The sequence below is a fragment of the Nostoc sp. KVJ20 genome (genome assembly GCF_001712795.1).
Lineage (GTDB): Bacteria > Cyanobacteriota > Cyanobacteriia > Cyanobacteriales > Nostocaceae > Nostoc.
The window spans coordinates 55,269-67,453 of record NZ_KV757607.1; the positions used below are offsets into that span (position 1 = coordinate 55,269).

Sequence of the window (12,185 nt, forward strand, 5' to 3'; positions counted from 1 at the left end):
TTTGTTTCCCGGTTGAACTGGATTAATTATTAAAATAATAATCGAGAGTTATAATTAACTTTATATGTCGTTAGGTGGTGAATAATTCATGCACCCAAGTAACCCACTGTTTCAGAAATGTCTTGCTTATCTTGAATCGCTACCCAATATTAAGGCAGTCATCAAAGAAGAACCTTATTGTTCTAATGAAGCTTTAGCAGATGGGCAATTAATTATTAACACATCTCATACAACTGTCAATTATATATGTGAAATTAAAACTGGACTTACCAATGATTTAATTGAGCAAGTTGCAGAATATTTGGCAAATTTAGGTAAAAAACTAAATCATGGACAAAGACCTTTGCTCATTACACGTAGGTTATCTAGTTTAGTTGTCGATCAACTTTTAGAAAGAAATATTGAGTTTATTGATGTTGATGGCAACATTTATTTGAATAGTCCAGAAATTTATATAGTAGTTCGCAATCAAGTTTTAAAAGACAGCACAAATAAATCTTTAGAAATTACGGCTGCCGCTTTGCAAGTCATATATGTTTTGCTGAAGCAGCCAAGATGTATTTCTGTGAAAGAATATTTAGATGAAAAAATCGCTTACATTGCTGGTGTTACTCCAAAAACAATAAAAAACACACTTACAAAACTTCAAGAGCTAGATTATATTAGACGTAAGAATAGAGGATATGAAATCATTAATTATCTTAAACTTCTTGAGCGATGGGAGTTAGGATACTCTGAAATATTACGTGCAAAATTACTACTTGGAACATTTACTCCTATAGGGAAACGAAATTTCTCCGAGGTTGAAGCTGAGATTAAAGAATATGCCGATGTATATGGATATTTAATAGGTGGTGAACTTGCTGCCTCAATAATAACCCAATATCTTCGCCCTATTAGTGCGACGCTACATCTCAATAAAAATATCAATGATCGTCAGATAGCAGTCAAGCTAAAGCTAAAGCCTGATTCTGAGGGGAAGATTGTATTGCTTCAAAGTTTTGGTCACGACAACTGCCAACAAAATGAATTTAGAAACTTGGCAAAGAATATTGTTCACCCATTACTAATTCATGCAGAATTAGTTCGGACTGGCAACAGTCGATTAAAAGAAACTGCTCAAATTATTTACAATAAATACATTGAAGAAATAAATCAAAATAATGATTGAATCTAACGAAAAACAAGTATTATCTGATCTGGTAAACATTTTTAGTGCATTAAATATGCCAATGATTGTAGTTGGTGCAGGTGCTAGGTTACTAATATTTGATCAGCAATTTGGAGAAGGGAGAGGAACAAAAGACTGGGATATTGCAATATCTATAGATAGCTGGAAAGATTATCAACAAATTCGTGAAGCTCTAATAAATGGTGATTCTCCTTGTTTTGAGGATACAAGGAATCCTCACAATTTTATACATATTAAGACTAGTATCGAAGTGGACATTGTACCTTTCGGAGAAATTGGTGAACCCGATCAAAAAATTGTTTGGTCTGAAACAGGCAATTCAATGAACGTTTTAGGGTTTACTGAAGCGATGTTATCTGCCAAACATATTACTATTGATGATTTTGAAATACAAGTAATCGACATACCAGCTTTTATAGTTCTCAAAATTTTTGCTTGGGGAGATCGCGGAGAGCGCACAAACAAAGATTTAGAGGATATTGATTTTATTTTATCAAAATATGAAGATGATGATCGAGTTTATAATGAACTAGCAGAGAAACTTGCTGATGGAGTAATTGAGTTACTTGATGCAAATATCTATTTACTAGGACAAGATATTTATAAAATTCTTCAGTCAAAAACACTGCTTGAGTTAAATTTACTATTGAACAAACTACTAGATAAGTTTGATGATGAGCCAGAATCTTTAGGCTATAAGTTGGAAATACTCAAAAAAGGCATTAGCTCTTTTTCCTCGAATAACGTGATTTAATAATGCATTTCATCTTTCTTCTCATGAATGACATGAATTCTAATCCTCAACAAAGTTTCAGAAATGGGATTAATAATCAAATTATAGATCATCATTATAACATTTTAAAAGGGAAAAATTACTCTATCTTTATGAATGTAAAACTCCAGACCGACAAAGATAAGCTACAGGCAAGCAGTAGTATAAACATAAACACAAATAAAGAAACAGAAAATGAAAAAGTTCTATGTCCTCATTGTCAGCGCACTGCTACGAACGGTATTAAATGTAAAGGTATTTGTGTGGCGGATAATGACTATTGATGTATAAAATATATTGCTTTTTCACAAACTCTCTTATGAGTAATATCAATTCTAATCGTCAACAAAGTTTTAGAAATGGGATTAATAATCAAATTATAGATCATCCTTTTACAGACTATTGGGATATTTTTATTCTTAAACATCAACATCCAATTAATATTACTCTACACATTCTAGGAATATTCTTTTTTTACACTTTACTTTTTTCTACTTGGAAATTGCAAAACTTTTGGTTGCTCTTGGGCTTACCGTTAACTCAATTGTTGGGATTAACCGGACATTTTTTATTTGAGCGTAGCCATATTGATTTACAAGATGCTGTTTTTTCTTGGCGGGCTTCTTATTGTTTAGGTAAAATGTTATTTAGAATTTTGACGGGTAAATATCGAGATGATATTTGCCAACGGCAAGAAATATTAAATAATTATCTATCAAACAATTATGCAAATATTCAATAATTGGAATGTAATTGCTCAGGGTTGGTATATTGCCTGTCCTAGTCATGAAATACCCAAAAAAACAGCAAAATCTGTAGAAGTATGCGGACATAAAATTGCCATTTTTAGAGGCGAAGATGGGCAAGTAAGGGCTTTAGATGCTTCTGCCCTCATTTAGGGACAGATTTAGGAATTGGGAAGGTTGATGGTAATTGGATTCGTTGTACATTTCATCATTGGGCATTTGATGAAACAGGGCTTTGTCAAAATATTCCCTGTCAATCAGAAATTCCTACTCAAGCTAAGTTACAAGCTTATGCAACAGAGCAAAAGTATGGATTTATCTGGATTTATCCAGATGCTAAAGCACCAGAGGGAGTGGCTGATTTTGATGAATTGAAGGGAAAAGAAATTGTTGCACAAGCCGATATTGCATTTGAAAGAAGTTGCCATCATCATATTTGTATGATGAATGGGATTGATGCTCAACATTTAAAAACAATTCATCATTTAGATATCAAAATGGATTTGTCGCTACATCGCAGTGAATTAGGGACGCAAATTGACTTTACAATGCGGGGACAATTTCCCAAAACTACATTTCGAGAAAAGTTAGGTCAAAGATTTCTTGGTTCTACATATCAGTATTCAATGCGTTATGCTCATGGTTGCATTGGCTTGTTAACAATGATGAAAGATGTCAGGCTTTTTCCGTCACTGTTTATGATATATGCCTATACTCCCATTGCACCTGGAAGAACGATAATTCAACCAATTTATGTAACTGAAAAGCGTCAAGGTATTGTGGGATATCTGCTAAGTCAGTTTTTGCTATTCTGTACTCGCTTGGCTTACTATATGCTCAGAGATGAAGATGGCAAAATTTACGACAATATTCGCTTTAATCCAAACTTGCTCCTTAGTATTGATCAGCCATTAGCTGAATATATGAAGTATGTGAATCAACTAAAACCGTCTCGATGGTCAAAAAATAGGGGTGTAGAATAGTAAGTTGGATTAGCGATCGCGTAACCCAATAAAAGCTTTGGTAATGTTGCGTTTTGTTTCTCAATCTAAATACATCTTAATTATTTTGTAGAGTGGGCGATTTCCATCAACTCTATATTGAGAAGGTGCAAGATGTGAATATAGAATTGTAGTATAAATAACCATTTTGGAATCTGTCACACTATACCGTAATTTTACTAAGTTGGTCGATAAAGTGTTAAATAAACACATCTCACCAATCAAGTTTAGGTAATTGCCGAATAATGAAGAGTTTGCTGATTCCTGTTGAAAATTTGCAACCAAGCGATCGCACCGCTATGTATGCGTTGCTGCAAAATCACTTTAAAGGTATAACCTGGGATGGGTTTCTAGTCGATTTAGAGCGCAAAAACTGGGTTTTGTTGTTGAGAGATGAAACATCCAACGCACTTAAAGGATTTTCAACTCTGATGTTATGCCAAAAGACTTTTTTGGGAGAAAAAATTAGTGTGGTGTATTCTGGCGACACTATTGTTGATCCTAGTGCTTGGTCGAGTACAACACTACCACGTAGTTGGATTGCCGCTATCAATTTTCTGCATCAACACTATGCAGAAAATAAACTTTACTGGCTGCTAATTTGCTCTGGTTTTCGCACTTATCGTTTTCTCCCTACTTTTTGGCAAGATTTCTACCCCCGTTATGATGTCACAACACCTACTGATGTTAAGCATTTAATGGGTAATTTGGCACAGGAATATTATGGTAGCTTATATCAAGAAGCAAGTGGTATTGTCCGATTTCCGCATCCCCAAATTTTACGGGAAGGGTTGATTGAAATTCCATCAGGACGACAAACTAATCCCCATATCCAATTTTTTGAGGCAAAAAATCCCGATTATCGGTTAGGGGATGAATTAGTTTGTTTAACTGAAATTAATTATGACAATCTCACCCGTTCTGGACAACGGATGTGGAAGTCAGAATCATCTTTAAAATTTGTGCAAGATTGTGTTCTTGTTTAACTTTTATGCCATCTACCAACCCACACTTAAACTTTAATAACTCAACACAATTTATAGAAGGATGGTACTGGGCATTACCATCAAAAAAATTAAAAATTGGCAAGGTAAAAGCGATAACTTTGCTAGGTAGAAATCTGGCGATTTACCGGGGAGTTAGTGGTCAGGTAGTAGCTATAGATGCTTATTGTCCACATATGGGCGCTCATTTAGCAGAAGGTAAGGTAGAAGATGATGGAATTCGCTGCTTTTTTCATAATTGGAAGTATGACAGTCGCGGAATTTGTGTAGATGTTCCTTCTATCGGAAAACCGCTACCTGTGTGTATTAAAACTTGGCATACGGCAGAAAAGTACGGCATGATTTGGGTTTGGGTGGGAGAAGAAAAGCCAAGTTCGCTGCCTTTTGTACCAGAGTTAGAACAGGCAGATTGCGATTATATATTGGGAACTCGATTTGTCAAAAACTGTCATCCCAATGTCTTACTAATTAATGCGATTGATGCTCACCATTTCAATACAGTACACAATCTGCCCTTAGAGATTGTATTTGATTCTCAAAACCTCAACCCTAACGCTATTAGCTTCAGCAACACTACACGAGGAGGTGATGATTCTTGGTTAATTCGCCTGATTCGTCCTTTATATCGCAACGAAGTTACTTATAGTATGTGTTACTGGTATGGCAGCACTGGAACTGTGACGCTAGGCCCGGATTTTCTGCATTTCTACATTATATTTACACTGCGAATGATTGAAGGTGGGAAAACTGAAGGGCAAACAATTCTTGTGACTCCTAAGCGTTCGGGATTTTGGGGATGGGTTTTAAATCGTGGTTTGTTATGGTTAACTCAGCAAGTTGGTAATTACTTTGCTAAAGGGGATACGCAGGTATTTCAGACAATTCAGTTTGATTTGAAAACTCCTACTAAAGCAGATCAATCTATTCTGCAATTTATTCAGCACGTTAATCAACAGAAAGCCTTAACCTGGGGAACTTGGGAAACTGTTAATCATCCAAATATTCAAACTCCATCAGAGGATGTTTGTAAAGTGTCGTATAGCACATCAAATTGTGACATTACCCCACCCTAACCCTCCCCTTGTAAAGGGGAGGGGACTAGATTTCCAGTTTCCCCCCTTTATAAGGGGACGGGACTAGATTTCCAGTTTCCCCCCTTTATAAGGGGGGATTAAGGGGGGTATTAGATGCTTTCGGTAACAAATATAGTTTTTAAAAAGTCTTCTCAAATTCTAATCATGAATTCACTTTAATTGAACAGGAAAAATATGGATTTTAAAGATAAAATTGTCGGTTTTGATCTACCACACACAGATTATGATGACCGTTTGCGACGGATATTAACAGCAGCGTTACCCAATCAGAATAATTCTGCTAATTACCCACAATTAAATTATTGGGATACGGAATTTTTCAATTTACATCAAGTTAAAGTTTTTCAAAAATCTAATATTAATGAACAATCAGCTATTTTGGAACTTGCCAACCGCAGCCTGTTAGAAGAATCATATTTCATTGAGAAAGCAGGTGTTGGCTACATGGCAAAAATGGTATTGTTTGCAGAAACAGTTGAAGAACGCATTCTTTATGGATTGTTTACGGCTGATGAAGCTACCCACCTTCACCAAATTAGCCATTTTTTACCAGCAATGGAAGTAACTAGTACGGACGATCCGTTTTTGCGCTTATTATCAGAAGTGGTTGAAAGTGCAGATAAAACAGTTTTATTGTTTGTGCTGCAAGTGGTTTTAGAAGGATGGGGTTTAAGCCATTATCGGCGTTTAGCTAAGGAATGCCGCCATCCAGTTTTAGCAGAACTTTTTTCCAGTTTTTTACAATCTGAATCTCGTCATCACGCCACGGGAACCACCTTGTTTAATCAAATTACTGTTTCAGCATTGAGTCAAACAACAATTCTTGATGTATTGGAACAGTTTTTGTTTATGGTACAGGTGGGACCACAAAGTGTACTTGCAGCAGTTGAACAAGTGAAAGGACATCTGACGCGATCGCAAAAAATCCAAATTCTAGAAGAACTAGATACAGAGACTCATAGCGGAACCCGATTACAAATATTGCGATCGCTCATGGGGGGAACATCAGCCCAGTCTATCCTGCAAAATTTAGAAGAACGTGGAGCTTTTCAACCCCTCCCCGCCCATCAATGTGTGCAATAAATATCAATCTTATCTCTGCGTGAAATAAAAACGGATATGGAAAAAACTATTCATCGCAAATTACAAATTAACCACACCCGCAACAAACAGCAAGACCATACTGCTTTAATGGATGAAGCTGTCACCAATTTTCGCTATGAAGATTGTCAAAACGAGTATTGGAATCCAGAAGAGTTTTCCCTGTTATATGGTACACCTTTATGGGAACAGTCGAGCCAACATCAGCGTATAATTTTGAACCAACTTTACTGGGTAGCTTATTATTCACAAATTGTTTCTGCTGAAATTGCCACGATCTTTTTCAATCAAACCAGTGCAGCCGGACTTTACGCTCAAGAAGATTTCCGCTTAATCTGCGATACCTTAGATTTGGAATCCGCCCAAGAGCGATCGCACATTAACGCCTTCCGCACAATTGCCAAACAGGTTGAACAAGCGTTGTTTGGGGAACTTATCTTTACCTACCCCATGCGCGGCCCCTTTACAGAAACGATGATTTATGCTGACACCAATGCCCTAAAAACTTGGTGGAAAAAAATTCAACTTCAATACTTTGGGCTGATTTCTGCGAATAATACTTTTTTGGCTTGTCAGTATTTCACGGTACGGGGAGTGCGGACGCTAAACGGCAAGTTAATACAGCATAAACTCAGCAATTATTATCAAAAGCATCCTCATCCTGAAGCTGCTCCAATTCCTGCTAAAGTCTCCTATTATCACTTCATGGATGAAAGTTTTCACTTCAATAGTTCGACAATTATATCGCACGATGTTGTCACTTGCCTTAATCCACCAACTGCATTTGAGAGACTGGTGGCTAATTTAGGGTTGTGGGGATGTCAGCGCGATCATTTTCATTTTTCTGCTGCGATTAATGGGATTTTCTGGTACGATCCGGCGCTGTATAGTAAGATTTATCGGGTGTTGCGATCGCCTATTTTTGAGATGAGTGACATGGATGCTAAAGAAATGATGCGGCGTTGTTTTACCGAGGAGTCGGAAGGCTTGCAGCGCAGTTTTTCAACTCATCAGGAGGCGATGAAGTCTTATCAGGTGTATGTGGAAAAACTCGATTATCTTTGGCAACGTAATCGGGATATGTCACTGATGGGAACTAATTCAATTTCTCGATATTTGGCAACTCAAAGAAGGGCTTTTCAAGGCTTAAAACACCAAGAGGATTTGTTTTTAAATCACGCAGAGACACAGAGGCGCAGAGAGGAATGGAAGAGTGTTGTTTAGGTAAAATTGTTGCGTATTATGGCTGACTTCTGTAAGATATCCTTTCCAGGAAGTGATTTTATTCCGATCGCTCTGGAATGTCATCAAAGTTTGTCTGAACATCTCACGATTCAGAATTCACCTGTTTTATTTGGTTGTCGGACTGGTATTTGTGGCACTTGTTTGGTTGAGGTTATTGGTGATATTCCTCCTCCTCAACCTGATGAACAGGAGATGTTGGAGACGTTAGCAGCTAATTATCCTCATGCACGGTTAGCTTGTCAGGTTGATGTTACAGGTAATGTTGAAATTCGTAGGATTTAGATGGTGATTTAAAAACAACTAAAAGAGCAAGTATGGATTGGTTAAAGCGCGTCGCAGAAATTCGTAAAACTTGTAACGTGCCAGCACCAGCCCGAAATGTTGCTATTGCTAGAGTCTGGATAGATGAGACATTTTCCGAGCTATTCGCCTTTAGTGGTAAGCTGTTGCGAGAGGGAGCGGTTGATGTACCCACTCAACCAATGTTTAAAACCTTTGAAGTTACCGGACACCGAAGAGACTTAGACTCAGAGTACAAAATATTAGAAGCGATTGCCGAAAAATATACAAATAATAGAGAAGTAAAGGGTAAGATTGAGTTATTCACCGAAAGAGAGCCATGTGATTCGTGTGAGTATGTCATTAAGCAGTTTAGGCAAGCTTTCCCGAACATTCAGCTAAATGTACATCACGGAAACATTGCGTAAAGGAGTCGGTATAAATGTCAATTCGCAATTTACCCGAAGCACTTCAGCTTATTTTTAACGAAAATCAGCTTTCGCCATGTTCAGATTTAGAAATAATTCAATTTGAACAACAACAAGGTATTACTTTGCCCAGTAATTATAAAGACTTTCTCAAGATGATGGGGCATGGTGCAGGTAAGTTTTTGCGTGGTTCTGATTGCTTTTACAAACATTTACCGCAAATTCAAGAATGGGCTAAAGAACTTCTGGTAGAAAATGATTTTCCTGAAGCTTTGCCTGAAGATGCTTTTGTATTTTTTATGCACCAGGGTTATCAGTTTAGCTTTTTCAGGCTTTCAGAAGGTGATAACCCACCAACTTACTCATATTGCGAAGGACAGGAAGAGTCTTATTTTGTCAAAAGTCATGATACGTTTAGTGACTTTATAGCGGTGGAAATCGACCTTTATTTAAAGTCTTCAATGTCTCTAACGAGTTAGATATTTAGCACATGAAATTGACAATTATCTTTCTCTCTATCCAATATCGCACTTGTAAATTTCTCGAAATGTCGGTTTTTTTAGCGTCAACCTAACTTACTCGCTTTTATCTTCAGGTACTCGTATTTGTTCAAGTGGTTTTAGTGTGGCAGCCGAATTAGCCATTTGTAACCATGCAAGTTCTTTTAACGCATTTGAATTAGGTATTAGTGTTTGTTCGATTGCTTTTTGCATTAATAAATTAGGTATTAATGCCTGTCCAATTAATTTCTGCATATCTGAATAATTAATTTGTAACTGTGCAAGTCTTTTTAGCGCGTCTGAATTAGGGATTAGTGCCTGTCCAATTAATTTCTGCACATCTGAATAATTAATTTGTAAGTGTGTAAGTCTTTTTAGCGCATCCGAATTAGGTATTAGTGTCTCTTCAATTGCTTGCTCAATAACCTTATCATTTTGTTCATCAATCAAGTCAGTATCAGCAATTGCATTTGTTTCTTCGATTGATCTTAGATCAATCTCAACCATCAATTCCTTTTTAGCCATTTCAAGAAACCGTTGAGTTCGATACATCCAAAAAGGCTGTTTCACATATTCCTGAAATTCGCGTCTTAGTTCTATATGTGGAGCAACTATTTCTCCATTTTTCTTTATCCACCAGTCTGGCTTTTTCTCTCCTGTGACAAAAACAATTGGTAAAGACTCTCTTTTAGCAAAATCTAATATTTGTTTCCAAAGAATGAAGTCTCCATATTTCCGTTCATCTGCTTTGTCTTTACCATCCGAAAAACCAGGAGGTTGTGATTTTTTGTACCTATCGTCAGCTTCTTTATACAGGATCTGCAAACTTTGCTCATCGTAGGGTTCTCCCACTTTTGAATCAAATATTGAGAGAAGATGTTCCAAAATTCTGTCATTGTCTGAATCAAACGGAAAATGAGCATTGGCAAGCTCATTTATCTTTTCTCGAAAAACCTTCTCTACCTCATCCACTGCATCAAGATAATTTTTTTGCTTATCAAATAAATTCTCCACTTCAGCAGCTACAATCTTTCCTGCTTGGTTAAGATGACCTCGGAGACTGTTAAATTTTTGTTGTTCAGATTTCCATTTTTCAAGTGCTGATAAAGCTTTCTTAAAAGATGCTGCCTCCGAGTCAATTATTTCTTCTCGCTGTCTCAAAAACTCGTCAGCTACTTGATAAGGCAACCAAATTCTATTTTGAAGATGTTCCAGTATTTTAAGAAAATCCTCTACGGTAAGACGCGATACCCGATATAAATCAAGGAGAAAATTTGTATCAAAGACAAAAGTGGCATTTTTCCACAGCTTTGAAAAATCAGCCTCAGATGGAGAAAGTCTCCAGGAAAATAAGTTTCTCATGTACAAAGGATTAGATTAGGAATTTTAGTATTATTCAATGTCAAAAGCTGAATATCTTGCATCAGTAGATTCACTTAAAGGTAATTAAATTATGTGGCTTGATATTTCTGTACCTTTTGCAATCCCTCGCAGTCGGGACAAGTTACCCTTTTTCAATTCAGAACTAGTTTCTTGCTGTAGCGATTCCAAAAGGATTTGTACTAATGTCCAGCCGCTAATTGGTAACTCTAATACCTGCTTTTGCAATTGTTGTAATGTCACGATCCTTTTCCCATATCAGGTTATCTCATTTTTAATTGTAAATTAGCTCTTTTGGAATTCGATAGATACAAGAATGCAGTTCTACCCAAGACATTGCCATAATTTAAATACGATCGCTCCCAGCCACCATGCAATTTGCAGACTTCTGGTATATTGTTGCACTCAGCGAACAGTTACAACCCAACAAAGTATTATCACGCACCGTTTTAGGAGAATGGTTAGCGATATTTCGCGCTGAAGATGGACAACCCGTAGCTTTGCGCGATCGCTGTTTACACCGCAATAGCCGTCTATCTACAGGTAAAATCTGTAATGGTGCTTTACAATGTCCCTATCATGGTTGGATATATGACAGCGTTGGAAACGTTATTGCAGTTCCAGCCGAAGGAGATGATTTCAAACCTTCGCCACAGCGTCGAGCCAAGTGTTACGCTACCAAAGAACAGGATGGCTATGTTTATGTGCAGTTAGCCGATACCCCAAGGGTTGATCTTGAACCCTTTTCTATGCCTAACTATGGACAAATAGGATGGGAAACGGTACGGGTAATTAACCGTTTTGCTAACAATGTTACTAATTGTGCAGAGAATTTTATTGATATTCCCCATACGGCTTTTGTTCATCCTGGTGTTTTCCGTACTTCCCGCCAACAAAAGTTAGAGATGACTGTAGAACGCTGTAATGGTTCGGTTTTGGTGGAGTATCGCAACGAAAACAGTAATTTGGGATGGTACAGCCGTTTTCTGAATTTGCATGGTGCAGAGATTAAACATAGCGATCGCTTTTATATGCCAAATATTACCTCTGTAGAGTATAAGATGGCACATAATCGCCATTTGTTCATTACTAGTCAATCTATTCCAGAAACCGATAATTCAACTCTGGTTTACACCGATGTTACCTACAACTATGGTATTTGGAATAAATTAGCGCGTCCCTTTGTGCGGTGGACTGCTCAACATATTATCCGCCAAGACGTGGAAATTTTGGGTATTCAGGGGGAAGCGATCGCTAAATACGGGACACAATTTTATAATACGCCTGCGGACACAATTCATATATTTGTAGAGTCAATTATAGCGGCTATATCTCGTGGAGAAGATCCGCGTTTATTGCCAAATCAATCAGTAAAAGTTACATTTTGGGTTTGAAAATAATTCGTAATTACCCCCCTTAATCCCCCCTTGTAAAGGGGGGAGA

Annotated in this window: 15 protein-coding genes and 1 pseudogene; 14 read left to right on the forward strand and 2 right to left on the reverse strand. The window is 37.2% G+C overall.

Translation table 11 applies throughout. The features are described from left to right. Nucleotides 1–88: 88 nt before the first annotated feature. From A4S05_RS13555 to A4S05_RS13610, 13 genes and pseudogenes are all read left to right on the forward strand, one after another. A complete protein-coding gene (locus tag A4S05_RS13555; RefSeq protein WP_069070356.1) occupies nt 89–1,171 on the forward strand; it encodes a type IV toxin-antitoxin system AbiEi family antitoxin in 1,083 nt (360 codons plus the stop codon). Next, nucleotides 1,164–1,946 (forward strand): nucleotidyl transferase AbiEii/AbiGii toxin family protein, encoded by a 783-nt coding sequence (locus A4S05_RS13560; RefSeq protein ID WP_069070357.1) that lies wholly within the window; start codon nt 1,164–1,166, stop codon nt 1,944–1,946. The genes A4S05_RS13555 and A4S05_RS13560 overlap by 8 nt, the downstream gene beginning before the upstream one ends. Nucleotides 1,947–1,969: 23 nt before the next feature. Further along, nucleotides 1,970–2,248: a hypothetical protein gene (locus A4S05_RS13565; protein WP_141699716.1), complete on the forward strand. Its 279-nt coding sequence runs from the start codon at nt 1,970–1,972 to the stop codon at nt 2,246–2,248. Nucleotides 2,249–2,283: 35 nt separating this feature from the next. Beyond that, nucleotides 2,284–2,706: an Mpo1-like protein gene (locus A4S05_RS13570; protein ID WP_069070359.1), complete on the forward strand. Its 423-nt coding sequence runs from the start codon at nt 2,284–2,286 to the stop codon at nt 2,704–2,706. Further along, nucleotides 2,690–2,922, forward strand: a pseudogene (locus A4S05_RS43280) (Rieske (2Fe-2S) protein); the annotation flags it as partial. The gene A4S05_RS13570 and the pseudogene A4S05_RS43280, both read left to right, overlap by 17 nt. A gap of 141 nt (nt 2,923–3,063) precedes the next feature. Beyond that, the gene (locus A4S05_RS43285; protein WP_256090965.1) at nt 3,064–3,693 is read left to right on the forward strand and encodes a hypothetical protein; all 630 of its coding nucleotides are present in this window, start codon (nt 3,064–3,066) and stop codon (nt 3,691–3,693) included. Between the two features lie 263 nt (nt 3,694–3,956). Continuing rightward, the gene (locus A4S05_RS13580) at nt 3,957–4,697 is read left to right on the forward strand and encodes a hypothetical protein (protein ID WP_069070360.1); all 741 of its coding nucleotides are present in this window, start codon (nt 3,957–3,959) and stop codon (nt 4,695–4,697) included. Nucleotides 4,698–4,702: 5 nt separating this feature from the next. After that, nucleotides 4,703–5,788 (forward strand): aromatic ring-hydroxylating dioxygenase subunit alpha, encoded by a 1,086-nt coding sequence (locus A4S05_RS13585; RefSeq protein ID WP_069070361.1) that lies wholly within the window; start codon nt 4,703–4,705, stop codon nt 5,786–5,788. A 195-nt stretch (nt 5,789–5,983) separates the two neighbouring features. Further along, the gene (locus tag A4S05_RS13590) at nt 5,984–6,892 is read left to right on the forward strand and encodes a ferritin-like domain-containing protein (protein WP_069070362.1); all 909 of its coding nucleotides are present in this window, start codon (nt 5,984–5,986) and stop codon (nt 6,890–6,892) included. Nucleotides 6,893–6,928: 36 nt separating this feature from the next. Continuing rightward, nucleotides 6,929–8,134, forward strand: a complete 1,206-nt coding sequence (locus tag A4S05_RS13595) for a P-aminobenzoate N-oxygenase AurF (RefSeq protein WP_069070363.1) — start codon at nt 6,929–6,931, stop codon at nt 8,132–8,134. Nucleotides 8,135–8,152: 18 nt separating this feature from the next. Then, entirely contained in the window at nt 8,153–8,437 is a 285-nt protein-coding gene (locus A4S05_RS13600) for a 2Fe-2S iron-sulfur cluster binding domain-containing protein (protein ID WP_069070364.1), read from the forward strand. 32 nt (nt 8,438–8,469) lie between these two features. After that, nucleotides 8,470–8,862, forward strand: a complete 393-nt coding sequence (locus tag A4S05_RS13605; protein WP_069070365.1) for a deaminase domain-containing protein — start codon at nt 8,470–8,472, stop codon at nt 8,860–8,862. Between the two features lie 14 nt (nt 8,863–8,876). Further along, complete coding sequence (locus tag A4S05_RS13610) at nt 8,877–9,341, forward strand: SMI1/KNR4 family protein (protein ID WP_069070366.1); 465 nt, start codon at nt 8,877–8,879, stop codon at nt 9,339–9,341. Between the two features lie 96 nt (nt 9,342–9,437). On the opposite strand, the gene A4S05_RS13615 is transcribed toward A4S05_RS13610, so the two are convergent. Both A4S05_RS13615 and A4S05_RS41580 read right to left on the reverse strand, forming a co-directional pair. Then, nucleotides 9,438–10,724, reverse strand: coding sequence for a PIN domain-containing protein (locus A4S05_RS13615; protein WP_069070367.1), 1,287 nt, complete (start codon nt 10,722–10,724; stop codon nt 9,438–9,440). A gap of 84 nt (nt 10,725–10,808) precedes the next feature. Continuing rightward, nucleotides 10,809–10,985 (reverse strand): hypothetical protein, encoded by a 177-nt coding sequence (locus A4S05_RS41580; RefSeq protein ID WP_176727003.1) that lies wholly within the window; start codon nt 10,983–10,985, stop codon nt 10,809–10,811. 128 nt (nt 10,986–11,113) lie between these two features. Between A4S05_RS41580 and A4S05_RS13620 the strand changes: the two genes are divergently transcribed. Next, complete coding sequence (locus tag A4S05_RS13620; protein WP_069070368.1) at nt 11,114–12,136, forward strand: aromatic ring-hydroxylating dioxygenase subunit alpha; 1,023 nt, start codon at nt 11,114–11,116, stop codon at nt 12,134–12,136. Nucleotides 12,137–12,185 lie beyond the last annotated feature (49 nt).

What these genes read in the sequence shown, in the direction of transcription:
- A4S05_RS13555 (WP_069070356.1), top strand. Translation starts at nt 89, where the DNA reads ATGCACCCAAGTAACCCACTGTTTCAGAAATGTCTTGCTTATCTTGAA.
- A4S05_RS13560 (WP_069070357.1), top strand. Translation starts at nt 1,164, where the DNA reads ATGATTGAATCTAACGAAAAACAAGTATTATCTGATCTGGTAAACATT.
- A4S05_RS13565 (WP_141699716.1), top strand. Translation starts at nt 1,970, where the DNA reads ATGAATGACATGAATTCTAATCCTCAACAAAGTTTCAGAAATGGGATT.
- A4S05_RS13570 (WP_069070359.1), top strand. Translation starts at nt 2,284, where the DNA reads ATGAGTAATATCAATTCTAATCGTCAACAAAGTTTTAGAAATGGGATT.
- A4S05_RS13580 (WP_069070360.1), top strand. Translation starts at nt 3,957, where the DNA reads ATGAAGAGTTTGCTGATTCCTGTTGAAAATTTGCAACCAAGCGATCGC.
- A4S05_RS13585 (WP_069070361.1), top strand. Translation starts at nt 4,703, where the DNA reads ATGCCATCTACCAACCCACACTTAAACTTTAATAACTCAACACAATTT.
- A4S05_RS13590 (WP_069070362.1), top strand. Translation starts at nt 5,984, where the DNA reads ATGGATTTTAAAGATAAAATTGTCGGTTTTGATCTACCACACACAGAT.
- A4S05_RS13595 (WP_069070363.1), top strand. Translation starts at nt 6,929, where the DNA reads ATGGAAAAAACTATTCATCGCAAATTACAAATTAACCACACCCGCAAC.
- A4S05_RS13600 (WP_069070364.1), top strand. Translation starts at nt 8,153, where the DNA reads ATGGCTGACTTCTGTAAGATATCCTTTCCAGGAAGTGATTTTATTCCG.
- A4S05_RS13605 (WP_069070365.1), top strand. Translation starts at nt 8,470, where the DNA reads ATGGATTGGTTAAAGCGCGTCGCAGAAATTCGTAAAACTTGTAACGTG.
- A4S05_RS13610 (WP_069070366.1), top strand. Translation starts at nt 8,877, where the DNA reads ATGTCAATTCGCAATTTACCCGAAGCACTTCAGCTTATTTTTAACGAA.
- A4S05_RS13615 (WP_069070367.1), bottom strand. Translation starts at nt 10,724, where the DNA reads ATGAGAAACTTATTTTCCTGGAGACTTTCTCCATCTGAGGCTGATTTT.
- A4S05_RS13620 (WP_069070368.1), top strand. Translation starts at nt 11,114, where the DNA reads ATGCAATTTGCAGACTTCTGGTATATTGTTGCACTCAGCGAACAGTTA.